At 69.5% G+C, this 15,690-nt stretch carries 14 protein-coding genes; 3 read left to right on the top strand and 11 right to left on the bottom strand.

The window, feature by feature from the left end:
- Positions 1–18: 18 nt before the first annotated feature.
- The 8 genes from mraY to LLS1_RS08740 form a co-directional block, all read right to left on the bottom strand.
- A complete protein-coding gene (gene mraY, locus LLS1_RS08775) occupies positions 19–1,131 on the bottom strand; it encodes a phospho-N-acetylmuramoyl-pentapeptide-transferase (protein WP_223357053.1) in 1,113 nt (370 codons plus the stop codon).
- Entirely contained in the window at positions 1,128–2,555 is a 1,428-nt protein-coding gene (murF, locus tag LLS1_RS08770) for a UDP-N-acetylmuramoyl-tripeptide--D-alanyl-D-alanine ligase (protein ID WP_226655235.1), read from the bottom strand. Before murF ends, mraY begins: the two co-directional genes overlap by 4 nt.
- A complete protein-coding gene (locus tag LLS1_RS08765; protein ID WP_226654805.1) occupies positions 2,555–4,099 on the bottom strand; it encodes a Mur ligase family protein in 1,545 nt (514 codons plus the stop codon). The genes murF and LLS1_RS08765 overlap by 1 nt, the downstream gene beginning before the upstream one ends.
- An 11-nt stretch (positions 4,100–4,110) precedes the next feature.
- Entirely contained in the window at positions 4,111–5,859 is a 1,749-nt protein-coding gene (locus LLS1_RS08760; protein WP_223357056.1) for a penicillin-binding protein 2, read from the bottom strand.
- Between the two features lie 19 nt (positions 5,860–5,878).
- Positions 5,879–6,514, bottom strand: coding sequence for a hypothetical protein (locus LLS1_RS08755; protein ID WP_226654803.1), 636 nt, complete (start codon positions 6,512–6,514; stop codon positions 5,879–5,881).
- Positions 6,511–7,476, bottom strand: coding sequence for a 16S rRNA (cytosine(1402)-N(4))-methyltransferase RsmH (rsmH, locus tag LLS1_RS08750; RefSeq protein ID WP_226654801.1), 966 nt, complete (start codon positions 7,474–7,476; stop codon positions 6,511–6,513). Before rsmH ends, LLS1_RS08755 begins: the two co-directional genes overlap by 4 nt.
- 102 nt (positions 7,477–7,578) lie before the next feature.
- Positions 7,579–8,010 carry a division/cell wall cluster transcriptional repressor MraZ gene (gene mraZ / locus LLS1_RS08745; RefSeq protein WP_021763085.1) on the bottom strand — a complete coding sequence of 144 codons (432 nt, stop codon included), beginning with the start codon at positions 8,008–8,010 and terminating at the stop codon, positions 7,579–7,581.
- Positions 8,011–8,250: 240 nt separating this feature from the next.
- On the bottom strand, positions 8,251–8,634 hold the full coding sequence (locus LLS1_RS08740) for a DUF3040 domain-containing protein (protein WP_223357062.1): 384 nt from the start codon (positions 8,632–8,634) through the stop codon (positions 8,251–8,253).
- Positions 8,635–8,711: 77 nt separating this feature from the next.
- Between LLS1_RS08740 and LLS1_RS08735 the strand changes: the two genes are divergently transcribed.
- Positions 8,712–9,830: a polyprenyl synthetase family protein gene (locus LLS1_RS08735; RefSeq protein WP_223357064.1), complete on the top strand. Its 1,119-nt coding sequence runs from the start codon at positions 8,712–8,714 to the stop codon at positions 9,828–9,830.
- 9 nt (positions 9,831–9,839) lie between these two features.
- Here LLS1_RS08735 and LLS1_RS08730 read toward each other — a convergent pair whose 3' ends face one another.
- On the bottom strand, positions 9,840–10,181 hold the full coding sequence (locus LLS1_RS08730) for an Rv2175c family DNA-binding protein (RefSeq protein WP_223357065.1): 342 nt from the start codon (positions 10,179–10,181) through the stop codon (positions 9,840–9,842).
- A 150-nt stretch (positions 10,182–10,331) separates the two neighbouring features.
- Here LLS1_RS08730 and LLS1_RS08725 point away from each other — a divergent pair, with 150 nt between their 5' ends.
- Together LLS1_RS08725 and pknB are read left to right on the top strand one after the other, a co-directional pair.
- Positions 10,332–11,435 carry a LysM peptidoglycan-binding domain-containing protein gene (locus tag LLS1_RS08725; protein WP_226654800.1) on the top strand — a complete coding sequence of 368 codons (1,104 nt, stop codon included), beginning with the start codon at positions 10,332–10,334 and terminating at the stop codon, positions 11,433–11,435.
- A gap of 97 nt (positions 11,436–11,532) precedes the next feature.
- Entirely contained in the window at positions 11,533–13,434 is a 1,902-nt protein-coding gene (gene pknB / locus LLS1_RS08720; RefSeq protein ID WP_226654798.1) for a Stk1 family PASTA domain-containing Ser/Thr kinase, read from the top strand.
- A 67-nt stretch (positions 13,435–13,501) separates the two neighbouring features.
- On the opposite strand, the gene LLS1_RS08715 is transcribed toward pknB, so the two are convergent.
- Together LLS1_RS08715 and LLS1_RS08710 are read right to left on the bottom strand one after the other, a co-directional pair.
- Positions 13,502–14,887 (bottom strand): class II 3-deoxy-7-phosphoheptulonate synthase, encoded by a 1,386-nt coding sequence (locus LLS1_RS08715; protein WP_223357068.1) that lies wholly within the window; start codon positions 14,885–14,887, stop codon positions 13,502–13,504.
- Positions 14,888–14,996: 109 nt separating this feature from the next.
- A complete protein-coding gene (locus LLS1_RS08710) occupies positions 14,997–15,686 on the bottom strand; it encodes a 1-acyl-sn-glycerol-3-phosphate acyltransferase (protein WP_226654796.1) in 690 nt (229 codons plus the stop codon).
- Positions 15,687–15,690: the final 4 nt, after the last annotated feature.

Here is a 15,690-nt window from a genome sequence, read left to right as displayed (position 1 = left end):
CAAGTCGCTCCCCGACGCTCACGTCGCCAGCCACTCGAGATAGAACGAGCCGACGCCGGCGGCGACGAGCAGGCCGCCGATGATCCAGAAGCGCACGACGACCGTGACCTCCGCCCAGCCCTTGAGCTCGAAGTGATGATGGATGGGGCTCATCAGGAAGATGCGCTTGCCGTGCGTCAGCTTGAAGTACGCCCGCTGGACGATCACCGATCCGGCCTCGATGACGAACAAGCCGCCGATGAGCACGAGCAGGAGCTCGGTGTGGCTGAGGATCGCGAGGGCCGCGACCGCGCCGCCGAGCGCGAGCGAGCCGGTGTCGCCGAGGAAGATCTGGGCCGGGGAGGTGTTCCACCAGAGGAAGCCGACCACGGCTCCGACGATGGCCGTCGCGACGATCGCGAGATCGAACGGATCCCGTACCTCGTAGCACTTGGCCACGTTCTCGGGATTGAGATTGGAGTTCGCGCACGACTGGATCGACTGCCAGAAGCCGATGATGATGTACGCGCCGATCGCGAGGATCGAGGCGCCCGACGCGAGTCCGTCGAGGCCGTCGGTGACGTTCACGCCATTGGACGTCGCGGCGACGATGAAGTTGATCCAGATCAGGTACAGGCCGTAGCCGACGACGATGCCGATCGCGCCGAACTGCGTGAGATGGCCGAAATCGATCGGCAGGTCGCGGATGAACGAGACGTTCATCGACGCCGGGGTCTCGTCGTTGCCGTTCGGGAACGAGATGGCCAGGAACGCCCACACGGTCGCGACGATGACCTGCCCGGCCACTTTGGCCCAGCCGGTGAGGCCGAGGCTGCGCTCGCGCCGGGTCTTGAGGAAGTCGTCGACGAAACCGACGACGCCCAGGCCGACCATGAGGAACAGCACGAGCAGGGCGGAGACGCTGGTCTCGTCGCCCGTGAGCAGCAGCGCAGTGAAGTAGCCGAAGAGGGTGCCCAGGATGACGACGATGCCGCCCATGGTGGCGGTGCCGCGCTTGGCGTGGTGGCTCTGCGGGCCGTCGTCGCGGATGAACTGCCCCCACTGGAGGCGGCGGAACAGGCGGATGAACAGCGGCGTCAGGAAGAGCGAGAACGCCATCGACAGCGCACCGGAGGTCAGCAGGGCTCTCACGAGAACAATTCTCCCAGTCGGTCGCCGAGGAAGCGCAGCCCCGCGGAGTTGGAGGACTTCACGAGCACGGTGTCGCCCTCGCGGAGCGCGCCGGCCAGGTGGGCGTACGCGTCGTCCTGCGTGTCGAAGTAGAGGGACTCGCCGTCCCAGGAGCCTTCGTTGATCGCCGAGATGTGCATCCGCCGGGCGGAGGGGCCGACCACGACGAGCTGGCCGATGCCGAGCCGCACGGCCAGCAGACCGATGCGGTCGTGCTCCTCCCCCGAGAACTCGCCCAGCTCGCTCATCTCGCCGAGCACGGCCACCGTGCGCGCCCCGGGCTCGGCGATCTGCGCGAGCGTCTTGAGGGCGGCGGACATGGAGTCGGGGCTGGCGTTGTAGGCGTCGTTGATGACGGTGACGCCGCGCGCACCGCCCATGACCTCCATGCGCCAGCGCTCGGCGCGCGTCACGGCCTGCAGACCGGTGACGATCGCGTCGATGTCCACGTCGAGGGTGTGCGCCGCCCCGGCGGCCGCGAGCGCGTTCATGACGTGATGCTCGCCGAGCACACGGAAATGCACCTCGCGCTCGGAGCCATCCGGGAGGTGGAGGGTGAACGATGTGCCGGCGGCGCTCGAGACGATGCCGGTCGCGCGCACGGCCGCCCGGTCGTCCAAACCGAACCAGAGTACGCGGGCGACCGTCTTGTCTGCCATGGAGGCGACGCGCGGATCGTCGAGGTTGAGCACCGCGACGTCGGACTCGAGCAGGTCGCTGACCATCTCGGTCTTCGCCGCGAGCGTCCGCTCGATGCCGCCGAACTCCCCGGCGTGCGCGAGGCCGACTTTGAGGACGATCCCGATGTCGGGGCGCGCCATGCGCACGAGACGGGCGATCTCACCTATGCCGCTCGCGCCCATCTCGGCGACGAGGAACTGCGTCTCCTCCGTGACCTCGAGCATCGTGACCGGCGCCCCGACCTCGTTGTTGAACGAGGCGCGCGGGGCGATGGTCGGACCGACCTGCTCCAGGATCTCGCGGAGGAGGTTCTTGGTGGTGGTCTTGCCGTTCGAGCCGGTGACGCCGACGATCTTCAGGCGACCGAGGGCGCGCACCCGGGCGATCACCTCGGTGGCGAGGTCGCCGAGCGCGACGACGGTGTCCTCGACGAGCAGTTGCGGCACCGCGAGGTCGAGCGGGTGGTCCACGACGACGAGGGCGGCTCCCGCCTCCGCGGCCTGCGGAGCGAACAGATGTCCGTCGGTGAACTCGCCCGGCTTGGCGAAGAAGATGGTTCCGGGGACGACCTCGCGCGAGTCGGTGGTCGACAGGCCGTCGACCACGGTCTCGGCAGTGGCGGGGACGCCCGCGACGGCGGCGCCGTCGAGCAGCAGGGTGCCGCGAGTCGCCGCGGCGACCTCGGCGAGGGTGAGCGCGATCATCAGAGCCACCCGGCCTCTCGAAGGGCGAGACGGGCGTCTTCGCGCGCGGAGTACGGCAGGCGCTGGCCCGCGACCTCCTGGTAGTCCTCGTGCCCGGGGCCGGCGTACAGCACGACGTCGCCCTCGCCGGCGAGCGAGAGTGCCGTGCGGAACGCGGCGCGCGGGTCCGGAACCTCGTACAGCTCGCCGTCCGGGACGGCGGACCGCGCGCCGTCGAGGAGCGCCTGACGGATCGCGGCCGGGTCCTCCCAGCGCGGGTGGAAGTCGGTGATCACGACCGCGTCCGCGCCGCGCGCGGCGATGGCCCCCATGTCGGCGCGCTTCGTGGTGTCGCGGTCGCCGTCGGCGCCGAAGACCATGACGATGCGACCGGCCGTGACCTTGCGGAGGGCCGTGAGCGTGGAGAGGAAGGCGTCGGGCGTGTGACCGTAGTCGATGAAGACGACCGGTCCGCGGTCACCGGACAGGCGCTCGGTGCGACCGGGGATATAGGTGTCGATCCCTCCGTCGCGATCGAGCGCCGCGCCGATCGCGTCGAGGTCGTAGCCCGACTCGACGAGCATCACGATCGCCAGGGCCGCGTTGGAGGCGTTGTACGCGCCCACCAGCGGAACGGAGGTCTCGATGCGACGGCCTTCCGGACCCTCGAGCGCGAACGCCGTGTCGGAGAGCGACTCGCCGAGGACGGACAGGGTCCAGTCGGCGTCGGAGCCGGGCGCGCTGGCGAGGGTGGTCACGGGGATGCGCGACTGCTCCACCAGCGCACGACCCCAGTCGGAGTCGACCGTGACGACGCCGCGACGGGCACGGTCCGGCTGGAACAGCTCGAGCTTGGCCTCGAAGTAGTCGTCCATCGCAGTGTAGTCGTCGAGGTGGTCGTGGCTGAGGTTCGTGAACCCGACGACGTCGAACTCGATCCCGTCGACGCGGTGGCGGCTGAGCGCCTGAGCGGACACCTCAAGCGCGACGGCGCGGACGCCCTCCTCGCGCATCCGGGCGAGCAGCGCGTGGAGCTCGCTCGCCTCCGGCGTGGTGAGCTTGCTCGTGATCGCCTGATCACCGATCCGGCGCTCGGCCGTCGAGCTGAGCCCCGCGACGACGCCGAGCTGGCCGAGGATCGCGTAGAGCAGGTAGACGACGCTCGTCTTGCCGTTGGTCCCGGTGACGCCGAACAGTGTCGCCTGATTCTCGTCCGTGCGGTAGATCCACGCGGCGACGGCCCCGAGGGCGGCACGCGGGTCCGGGGTGACGATGACCGGCAGCCCCGAGGCGGACGCCAGCTCGGCTCCCGCCTCGTCGGTCAGCACGGCGACGGCCCCGGCCTCGGCGGCGGCCTCCGCGTAGCTCGCACCGTGCACGTTGCGGCCGGGCACACCGACGTAGAGGTCGCCGGGCTCGACGGCGGAGCTCGCGAGGGCCGCGCCGGTGACCTCGACGGCGTCGAGATCACCTCGGCAGTCCAACCCGAACTCCGCTACCAGCTGGGCGAGCGGGCGGGCGACGGGATGCTCGGGGCGCAGAGAGGAGGGCGCCGGTCCTGTCACGGGGCTCACTTTCAGTAGTACGGAGGGTAGTCGGCCGGGCTGGTCGTCGACGGCTTCACCCGGTAGGTCTTCAGCACCTGGCTCATGATCGTGTGGAACAGCGGAGCGGCTGCTGCCGACGAAGTAATGGTAGTCGGGTATCCGAGGTTGACCGAAACGACGTACTGGGGGTCGTCCACCGGGGCGACGCCCATGACCGAGACGTAGTACGACGGGAGGTAGCCGCCCTTGCCGTCCGGCTGCTGGGCCGTTCCGGTCTTCGCGGCGACGCGGTAGCCGGGGATCTGGAGCTGCTTGGCGAGCTCTCCCTTGGTGACCACCGACTCCATCATGCCGAGGGTGGTGCTCGCCGCGTCCGCGGAGACGACCTGGGTGGCCGCGCCCGAGGGGACGTCGGTGACCTTGCCGTCCGCGTCGGTGCAGCTCTCGACCAGGGAGAGCGGGATGCGCGCCCCTCCGTTCGCGAGCGCCTGGTACGCGCCGACCATCTGGAGCTGGGTCGCCGAGACTCCCTGGCCGAACATCGTCGCGTACTTGGTCTGGTCGTCCCACTCCGACACCGGATGCAGCAGGCCGTCGGACTCGCCGGGATACGGCAGCCCTGTGGAGTCGCCGATGCCGAACTTCTTGAGGTAGTCGTAGCGGGTCTGGTCGGGCAGCGCGCGACCCAGCTGCGACATGCCGGTGTTCGACGACATCATCAGCACGCCGGTGAGGGTCAACCGCAGCGGGGCGTGATAGCCGGAATCGTGCAGATCGGCGCCGTTGCCGGACTTCCATTCGTACGGTGCCAGAACCTGCGACGTCGGGCTGGCCTTGCCCTGATCGAGCAGCATCGCGGCGGTGAGCGCCTTGAAGGTCGAACCGGGCTCGTACGGGGTCGTCAGCGGGAGCAGGTTCCAGTACGACGGATCCGTCCCGTCGAGGTTGTTCGGGTCCGCTGCCGGCCACTGGGCGACGGCCTTGATCTTGCCGGTCTTCGCCTCCGCGACCGTGACGAAGCCGAACTTCGAGCCGGTGGCCTGCACCTGCTGGGCCAGCGTCTGCGTGGCGAACCATTCGAGGTCGCTGTCGATGGTCAGTTTGAGCGTGCCGCCGTCCTTCGCCTGCTTCTGCACGACGGTGCTGCCCGGGATCGCGACGCCGTCCGCACCCTGCTGGTAGGTCTCCGTGCCGTTCCGGCCGGCGAGGCAGCCGTTCTCGCTGTCCTCGAGGCCGCCGTTGCCGGAGTCGGACATGTAGCCGAGCAGGTTCCCGGCGACCGCGCCGTTCGGGTAGCTGCGGGTCTGGTCCTTGGTGAAGGTGAGCCACGCGTACGGGAGCTTGTTGAGCTTGTCGAACGTCCCCACGTCCATTCCGGACTTGATGAGCACGTACTTCGACTTGGGGTTCTGCGCGAGGGCGTCGTCGAACAGCTTCACGACGGCCTCCGTGCCCTGACCCGTGATCGCGCCGATCTTGGCCGCGGCCTCCTCCATCTTCTTGTGGCCGTCGGTGCCGGCGACCGCGTCCGAGGGAGACGCGGCCGCAGTGTACTTGTAGATCGTCGTCGCCAGCACGGTGCCGTCGTCGTCGACGATGTCGCCGCGGTTGCCGTAGAGCGTGGTCGACCGCTCCTTGGCGTCAACGGACTGGGCCTGCAGCGCGTCCGCCCGCACCACCTGGATGTCAACGAGCTTCGCGCCGAGGATGCCGACCGTCACAGCGACGGCCGCGACCGTCACCGCGGTCCGGCGCCGCAACATCTTCTTGCTGGTCATGCCCGCGTCCGTCCCGTCGTCAGTGCGTCACCGGCGTCGGCAGCGCTCCCTGCAACGGTACGGTCGGCGGGGTGGTCGGCGGGGTCGCCGCTCCCGCGCTTGCGGAATTCCCAGTTTGCGTCGTAGCGGTCGGCTGGCCCTGCGCGTTCACGACGCCGACACCGGCGAGGAGCGAGTTCGGGACCAGGTTGCCCTGGCCGCCGGTGACCGTTCCCGCAGCGCCGTTCGCCGCGATCGGGGCGCCGAGCACGGCACCGTCGGAGAGACGCAGGTAAGCCGGATTGCTGTTGCTGACCATCCCGAGCGCATTGGCGTTGGCCGCGAGGTTCTGGGGCGACGACACGCGTGTGAGGTCCTCCGAGGCGGCCTGCAACGAGCGCTGCAGGCTGGTCTGCGTCGCCTGCAGGCCGTTGAGCGTGTAGGCGCCCTGCGAGATCGCGATGCTCAGCAGCAGCTGCGCGACCACGATGACCAGGAGGGTGCCCACCGCCACCACCGCGTAGAGTGCGCGCGGCCGGGCGCGGCGCTGCGACCGGGAGGAGACGACCTCCAGATGCCCGCGACGCTCCTGCTCGGCGGGAGCGGGCAGCACCCCCTCGGGCCAGGAGGCCGCGGGACGGCGGCGTGCGGTCGACTCGGCCAGACTCGTGCTCACGAGGCCCTCCTCACCCGTTCGGCCGCGCGCAGGCGCACCGGGGTCGCCCTCGGGTTCGCGGCCTTCTCGTCGTCGTCCGCGAGCTCGGCGCCGCGGATCAGCAGTCTCAGTTCCGGCTTGTGCTCGGGCAGCTCCACCGGCAGTCCGGGAGGCGCACTGGAGACCGACCGCGTCTGCAGCTCGCGCTTCACGATGCGGTCCTCCAGGGACTGGTAGGACTCGACGACGATGCGGCCGCCGACGCGCAGCGTGTCGATGGCGGCGGGGATCGCGCGCTGCAGCACCGCGAGCTCCTGGTTGACCTCGATCCGCAGCGCCTGGAACACCCGCTTGGCGGGGTGGCCCTGCCGCTGGACCGCCACGGGTGTCGCCCTGGTGATCACGTCGACGAGCTGGCCCGAACGGACGAACGGCGCCTGCTCACGCGCCTCGACGATCTTCTGGGCGTAGCGGGCAGCGAGCTTCTCCTCCCCGTACTCGCGGAAGATCCGGCGCAGGTCGGCCTCCGGGTACTCCCGCAGGATGACCTCGGCGGTGAGCTCGCTCGTGCCGTCCATGCGCATGTCGAGCGGAGCGTCCTTCGAGTACGAGAACCCGCGCTCCACGCGGTCGAGCTGCAGCGACGAGACGCCGAGGTCGAACAGCACGCCGTCGGCCTCCTCGATGCCGAGGCCGTCGAGGGCCTCCCGGACGCCGTCGTAGACCGTGTGGACCAGGTGCACGCGGTCGCCGAAGCGCGCCAGGCGCTCCCCCGCGATGGCGAGCGCCTCGGGGTCGCGGTCGAGCCCGACCAGCGTCGCTCCCGGGAACCGCTCCAGCACGCCGGCGGAGTGCCCGCCCATGCCCAGGGTGGCGTCCACGAACACCGCGCCCGGCCGCTCGAGCGCCGGGCCCAGCAGCTCGATGCATCGCTCCAGGAGGACCGGGGTGTGGATCCTGTCGTTCTCCGTCGACTCGCTCATCGTTTCGAGGGCCCGCGCCCCTGAGTCCGGATCCCCATCCATTCCGACCTGACACCGGGGAAGGTGCGTCAGGGCGTATGGCTGGGAGTCCGGCGCCAGGCGCTAGAACAGCCCCGGGATCACCTCCTCGTCGGTCTCTGCGAATGTGGATTCCTGCTCCGCCAGGTAGGTCTCCCAGGCCTGGGCGTCCCAGATCTCGGCACGGCTGCCCGCACCGATCACGACCAGGTCGCGGTCGAGTCCCGCGTACGAGCGCAGCGTCTGCGGGATGGTCACCCGGTTCTGCTTGTCCGGCACCTCCGCGCTCGCCCCCGAGAGGAAGACGCGCAGGTAGTCGCGGGCCTGCTTGCTCGTCACCGGCGCCTGGCGGATCTTCTCGTGCAGCGCCTCGAACTCGCGCTGGCTGAAGACGTACACGCAGTGCTCCTGGCCGCGGGTCAGGACGAGTCCGGACGCGAGCTCGTCCCGGAACTTGGCCGGCAGGATGATGCGCCCCTTCTCGTCGAGCTTGGGGGCATGGGTACCGAGGAACATCGGACGCCTCCCCACTCTTCCGACCCAAGGTTGTGGTGCGCCTCCACTTTACTCCACTTCCATCCACAAAATCACGCGATACGGGAATATTGGCCCGAATAGGGGTGTTTTGGCCCCGAAATTACGCGGATCTGGGCGGTGGAGGAAAGTGGAGGAAGTTGACACCTGCGGGGAGGAAAACAGGCACGAAAAAAGGCCGATCCCACGGATCGGCCTTGGTGGTGGTGCGAAGTGGAGGGGCTAGCCCTGCCCGTCCTGGCGCTTGTCCCAGCGGTCGTTGAGCTTGTCCATGAAACCGGTCTGGCCACCGCGCGGCGCCTTGGCGCTGGTCGGCGCAGCCGGGGCGTCGGGATCGATCGCGACGCGCTTGCCCGGAGCGATCGCCAGCAGCACGCCGGCGAACATCACGACGAAGCCCAGGATGCCCACGATGGGCTGCTGGACGAAGACGCCCGTGACCAGGACACCGACGCCGACGACGGCGATCAGGATCCCGAGGACGATCGACCGGTACGCGGGTCGCACCCGCTTGCCGCCGACCTTCGCGACGAAGTCTGCGTCGTTCTGATAGAGGCTGCGCTCCATCTCTTCGAGGAGGCGCTGCTCGTGCTCCGAAAGCGGCATCCGTTTCCCCCTCTTTCTCACGGGTTCAAGGCTTGTGTGGCTGATTGTAGCCGTGCGCCTTTGACTAGGCTAGGAGTGTGTCTGAAAGCATCCGATTCGTCGACCTGATCCAGTCCAGAATCGATGGATTCTTCGATGTCCGTGCATCTATTCTCGTCTCGATCGCGGAGGAACTCTCGCCGATCGCGGCGTTCTCAAGGGATTTTCTCAGCGGCGGCAAGCGTTTCCGTGCACTGTTCTGCTTCTGGGGCTGGCAGGCGGTGCGAACAGCGGGCGGCGAGAGCGACGACGCCCCCGTCACGACCGGTGGCCCGCTCGACGCCGTGGTGTCCGTGGCGAGCGCCCTCGAGCTCTTCCACGCGGCGGCCCTGGTGCACGACGACCTCATCGACAACTCGGACACCCGCCGCGGCGCGCCCTCGGCCCACCGCCGCTTCGAGCGGCTGCACGACGACGAGCACTGGCGTGGTGACGGGGAGTCGTTCGGCCACGGCGCTGCGACCCTGCTCGGCGATCTGCTCCTCATCCTGAGCGACGAGCTCTTCGACGAGGGACTCACGCAGGCCGTCAGCCCGTCGGCGCGGCGGGCGGCGCGAGCCGAGTTCAACCGCATGCGCATCGACGTCACGGCCGGGCAGTACCTCGACATCTTCGAGGAGATCGGCTGGGAAGGGCGCCCGGACGCCGATCAGCTCGCTCGTGCCGAACGCGTCATCGTCTACAAATCGGCGAAGTACAGCATCGAGTCGCCCCTCCTCATCGGGGCGAGCCTCGCGGGCGCGACCGTCGGCCAGCTCGACGCCCTGCGCGGCTTCGGCCTCCCACTGGGGATCGCCTATCAGCTGCGCGACGACTTGCTCGGCGTCTTCGGGGACGCCGCCGTCACCGGCAAGCCGAGCGGAGACGACCTCCGCGAGGGCAAGCGCACCGTCCTGGTCGCCCTGACCCGCGACGCGGTGCCATCGGGCGTGCGCGCCACCCTCGACGAGCTGCTCGGCGACCCGGACCTGACGGAGCAGCAGATCAGCATGCTTCAGTCGACCATCCGCGAGTCGGGGGCCGTCGACGCCGTGGAGCAGATGATCGCCCGCAACGTCGAGCGCGCCCTAGCCGCCCTCGCGGCGGCGCCGATCGGCGAGCAGGCGAAGGCACAGCTGCGCGACCTCGCCGTGGCCGTCACCCGACGCGCGGCCTGAACGAGCCGCTCAGGCGAGCGCCTGGGCCACCCGCCGCACCTCGGCCTTGCGGCCGTTGCGTAGTGCTTCGATCGGCGACGTGCCGAGCGACTCCTCCTCCTCCAACATCCAGTCGACGGCCTCCTCGTCGCCGAAGCCGGCGTCGGAGAGGACGACCAGCGTGCCGTGCAGCTCAGCGATGGGCTCGCCGTCACGCAGGAACGCCGCCGGCACCTTGATCACGCCATCGACGCGCTTCGCGGCCAGGTGGCGGTCCTCGATCAGGCGGCGCACGCGGCTGACACCGATGCCCAGCTGATCGACGAGGTCGGGGATGGTCAGCCACTCGGTGGCCTGGACTCGCTCGTTCACGCCATCAAGCGTGCCACGTCCGGAGCCGCGACGTGAGCGGGGCCGATTGTTACGATCAGGTAAACTGCTTTCACATCCGTCACTCTGGTTGACTCCCTCCGCATTCTGTGTCAGCGTGGGCACCAGTGTGTCACTCGAAAGGGGGGTCCGATGTCCGTACGAGACGACGAAGCCGCTACGCACGAGCCCGTCCGCCACTGGGCCCGCTCGATCCTCGGCACCGTGCCCATCGCGGTCGCGAGTTCGATCGCCGTGACCCTCAACCTCGTCACACCGGCGCAGGCCGCCCCGCCGCGGACGGCCGAACAGCCCCGTGAGAAGGCCCCGACGACGGGATCGACCCGGATGGCGCCGGCCTCCGCCGGCACGACGACCTCCGCACCGCTCACGGCGTTCGCGGGCGTGCCGAGCAGCTACACCGTCGTGTCGGGCGACACCGTCAGCGGCATCGCGTCGCGCTTCGGGGTCTCGACCGCGAGCCTCCTCGCCCTCAACGGGCTGAGCTGGAAGAGCCTGATCTTCCCCGGCCAGGTGCTCGCGCTCACCGGGGCGGCCGCCTCGGCTCCTGCCCCGTCGGCTCCGGGACCCGCCGCACCGGCCGTCACGAAGTACTCGGTGGTCTCGGGCGACACGATCAGCCGGATCGCCGGCCGTTTCGGGGTCTCGACGGCGTCGGTGCTCAGTGCGAACGGACTCAGCGGCTCGAGTCTGATCTTCCCCGGGCAGCAGATCACCATTCCAGGCATGACGACCGCCGCCGCCGTCACTCCGAAGCCGCCTGCGCCTGCGCCTGCGCCGGTCGCCGCTCCGGCGCCGCTCCCCGCGGCCGCCGCAGGCCAGGTGGTCGCCCTCACCGACGAGATGCGCGGCAACGCGGCCCTCATCGTCCGCATCGGACGCCAGGAGGGCGTGAGCGATCAGGGGATCGTCATCGCCCTGGCCGCCGCCGCCCAGGAGTCGGGGCTGCGCAACGTGCGCTACGGGGACCGGGATTCCTTCGGCCTGTTCCAGCAGCGTCCCAGCACGGGCTGGGGCACGGCCGACCAGGTGCTCGACCCCGAGCGGGCGACCCGCGCCTTCTTCGGCGGCGCGAACAACCCCAACCCCGGGCGCACCCGCGGCCTCCTCGACATCCCCGGCTGGACGTCGATGACCGTCACCCAGGCGGCGCAAGCCGTCCAGATCTCGGCGTTCCCGGACGCCTATGCCACGTGGGAGACCTCCGCTCGCGCCTGGCTCGCCCAGCTGGGCTGACCCGGGTGGCCCGCAGAAGGTCACAGGCGCATCACGGCCCGAGCGCACACCGGTGTTTTGCAGGGTCCACGCACCTGCCGTTCCCTAGACTCGTTCCGTGACCACGAGCCAGACCGACCCCTTGATCGGCCGTCTCATCGACGGCCGATACCAGGTGCGCTCGCGGATCGCCCGAGGCGGCATGGCGACCGTCTACCTCGCCACCGATCTGCGCCTGGAGCGACGGGTCGCGATCAAGGTGATGCACGGCCACCTCGCCGACGACAGCACGTTCAAGAGCCGGTTCGTGCAGGAGGCCCGGTCGGCGGCGCGCTTGGCGCACCCCAACGTCGTCAACGTCTTCGACCAGGGTCAGGACTCCGACATGGCCTACCTGGTCATGGAGTACCTTCCCGGCATCACGCTGCGCGATCTGCTCAAGGATTACGGCAAGCTCACCCCCGAGCAGACGATCGACATCATGGAGGCCGTGCTCAGCGGCCTCGCCGCCGCGCACAAGGCCGGCATCGTGCACCGCGATCTCAAGCCCGAGAACGTCCTGCTGGCCGACGACGGCCGCATCAAGATCGGCGACTTCGGCCTCGCGCGGGCGGCGAGTGCGAACACCGCCACCGGGCAGGCGCTTCTCGGCACCATCGCCTATCTCTCCCCCGAGCTCGTGACGCGCGGGGTCGCTGACGCGCGCAGCGACATCTATGCGCTCGGCATCATGATGTTCGAGATGCTGACCGGCGAGCAGCCGTTTCAGGGCGAGCAGCCGATGCAGATCGCCTACCAGCACGCGAACGACGCGGTGCCGGCTCCCAGCAGCAAGAACCAGGCGGTCCCCGCCGAGCTGGACGAGCTCGTCCTCTGGGCCACCGAGAAGGACCCGGATCGACGCCCCGCCGACGCCCGGGAGATGCTCGACCGGCTGTTCGAGGCCGAGAAGTCCCTCCGCGGCGAGGCGGTGCTGCAGCCGACGATGGTCCTGCCTCCGGCGTACGCAGCCGACGAGGGCGACACCCAGATCATCAACCCGGCCATCCGTCAGCAGGTGGCGGCCAACACGCCGAGCTCCGCCGACGCCCTCACCGCGGCCGCCAAGCGCCGTCGCGGCAAGGGGTGGTGGCTGTTCGCGCTGATCATCCTCCTCGCGGGTGTCGCTGGAGGCACCGGCTGGTACTTCGGCTCGGGTCCCGGCTCGCTCGTCCAGGTCCCGAAGCTCGTGAATGTCGCTCCGGACGCCGCCGCGGCACAGCTGAAGGAGCTGGGCTTCCAGACCAAGCAAGCACCGGAGTACAGCACGACGGTGCAGAAGGGCCTCGTCTCGAGCACGGATCCGGGAGAGGGGGCATCCGCTGCCCGCGGCAGCCTGGTGACGGTCCGGATCTCGCAGGGCCCGGCGCCCATCACGCTCGGCGCACTCGCCGGCACGACCCTCGACCAGGCCAAGGCCGAGATCACGGGCAAGAAGGCGCACGTGGGTGCGGTCGCCGAGCAGTTCGACGGGAAGGTCCCGTCCGGCACGGTCATCTCGGCGTCGGGTGCCCTCGACGGCCGCGACCTCTCCGGCGGCGGAGACTACTTCGAGGCGGCGACGGTCGACCTGGTGGTCTCGGTCGGCCCGATCCCGGACGTCGCAGGCAAGTCGGTGGACGACGCCACCGCCACGCTCGCGAAGGTCAACCTCAAGGTCGGCGAGGGCCCCCAGAGCTACAGCGACACGGTCGAGAAGGGCGACGTCATCGCCGCCCACCCGCAGAGCGACGTGGTGAAGCCGGGCGACACGCTCCTGCTCGAGACCTCGAAGGGACCGGAGCCCATCCCGGTGCCCGACGTGGTCGGCAAGACCTGGGATGTCGCGAAGAAGGCTCTGCAGGACGCCGGCTTCCAGCTGAAGTACAGCCCGATCGCCGATGTCGCGCCTGCCGCGTTCGTGGTCTCGAAGATCTCTCCGGCGGCGGGAGAGCAGGCTCCGAAGGGGTCCACGATCACGGTGAACTTCGCGGGCTTCTAGCCCGTCGCCCGCTCCACGGAAGAGCCCCCGTCGTCCGAGGACGGCGGGGGCTCTTCCGTGGCGTGCGTCAGGCGTTGCCGAGCTCCTCCGCGACGAGGAACGCCAGCTCCAGCGACTGCATGTGGTTCAGTCGCGGGTCGCACAGCGACTCGTAGCGCGTGGCGAGGGTCTCCTCGTCGATGTGCTCGGAACCGCCGAGGCACTCGGTGACGTCGTCACCGGTGAGCTCGACGTGGATGCCGCCCGGGTTGGTGCCGGCCGCGCGGTGCGCCTCGAAGAAGCCCTTGACCTCGTCGACCACATCGTCGAAGCGACGGGTCTTGTAGCCGTTGGGCGTGGTCAGGCCGTTGCCGTGCATCGGGTCGGTGACCCACAGCGGCAGCGCGTCCGCGCCCTTGATGGCCTCCAGCAGCGGCGGGAGCGCGTCACGGATCTTGCCCGCGCCCATCCGCGTGATGAAGGTCAGGCGACCGGGCTCGCGCTCCGGGTCCAGCTTGTCGATCAGGCGCAGCATCGTGTCCGGCGTGGTCGTCGGACCGAGCTTGACGCCGATCGGGTTGCGGACTCGGGAGAGGAAGTCGACGTGCGCGCCGTCGAGCTCCCGCGTACGCTCCCCGATCCACACGAAGTGAGCGGAGGTGTTGTACGGCGTCCCCGTGCGCGAGTCGATGCGCGTCATCGGCCGCTCGTAGTCCATCAGCAGCGCCTCGTGGCTGGCGTAGAACTCGACGCGCTTGAGCTCATCGAAATCGGCGCCCGCCGCCTCCATGAACTTGATCGCCTTGTCGATGTCGCGCGCCAGGCCCTCGTACCGCTGGTTCGCCGGATTGGCGGCGAAGCCCCTGTTCCAGCTGTGCACCTCGCGCAGGTCGGCGAAACCGCCCTGCGTGAACGCGCGGATCAGGTTCAGCGTGGACGCCGCCGTGTGGTAGCCCTGGACGAGGCGGCGCGGGTCGGCCTGCCGCGATTCGGGGGTGAAGTCGTAGCCGTTGACGATGTCGCCCCGGTAGGCCGGCAACGTGACGCCGCCGCGGGTCTCGGTGTCGCTCGAGCGCGGCTTGGCGAACTGTCCGGCCATCCGCCCCATCTTGATGACGGGGACGGAGGCGCCGTAGGTGAGGACGACGGCCATCTGCAGGACCGTCTTCACCCGGTTGCGGATCTGGTCGGCGGTCGCTCCGGCGAAGGTCTCGGCACAGTCCCCGCCCTGCAGCAGGAACGCGTTGCCCTCGGCGGCGCGCGCCAGACGCGAGCGCAGCTGGTCGACCTCTCCCGCGAACACGAGCGGCGGCAGGGTGGCGATCTCGGCGGAGGCGGCGGCAGCGGCCTCCGCATCCGGCCAGGTCGGCTGCTGCTTGATCTCGAGGGTGCGCCAATAGTCCAGGCCCTCGATCACGGACTCGTCTGGTCGCACGACGGGATCTGTGGTCTGTAGCACTGGTCTTCCGCTCATTCGGGGGCGCGCCGCACTCGGCCGCGCCGGTGGGATTGGTGGATACCGAGCCTACCGTGCCGCGCAGTGAGAGCGTGACCGCGGGGCCATCGCGGGTCGAATGTGACGATCAGCGGGAGAGCGAGGCCCGCTTCTCCTTGACCGTGCTCGCATACACGTCGACGTATTCCTGCGCTCCGAGCGCGTGCAGCTCGTACATGATCTCGTCCGTGACGGAGCGGAGGATGAAACGGTCGCCCTCCATGCCGTCGAAGCGGGAGAAATCGAGCGGCTCGCCGATGATGATGCCGATGCGGCCGATCTTCGGGACGCGCGTGCCGATCGGCATGATGTCGGCGGTATCGACCATCGCGACCGGGACGACCGGCACGCCGGCCTCCAGGATCATCCGGGCGACGCCGGTGCGTCCGCGATAGAGCTTGCCGTCGGGGCTGCGCGTCCCCTCCGGGTAGATGCCGAGGATCTCACCCCGGGCCAGCACCGCGAGACCGGTGTTGAGCGATGCCTCCGACGCTTTGCCGCCGGAGCGGTCGATGGGCAGCTGCCCCGTCGCCTTCATGAAGGTCTTGGTCGCCCATCCCTTCAGCCCCTTGCGCGTGAAGTAGTCGCTCTTGGCGAGGAACGAGACGTGCCGGTCGACGATGAGCGGCAGGAAGACCGAGTCGATGAACGAGAGGTGATTGCTGGCGAGGATGACGGCCCCACCGGCGGGGATGTTGTCGAGACCGACCACCCACGGCCGGAAGATCCCGCGCAGGACGGGTCCGACCACCACGTATTTCATCAGCCAGTAGAACATCGCT

This window comes from Leifsonia sp. LS1, assembly GCF_020521355.1.
Classification (GTDB): Bacteria; Actinomycetota; Actinomycetes; order Actinomycetales; family Microbacteriaceae; genus Leifsonia.
The sequence above is the reverse complement of the archived record's forward strand: the minus strand, read 5'-3'. Positions and strand labels throughout refer to the sequence as shown.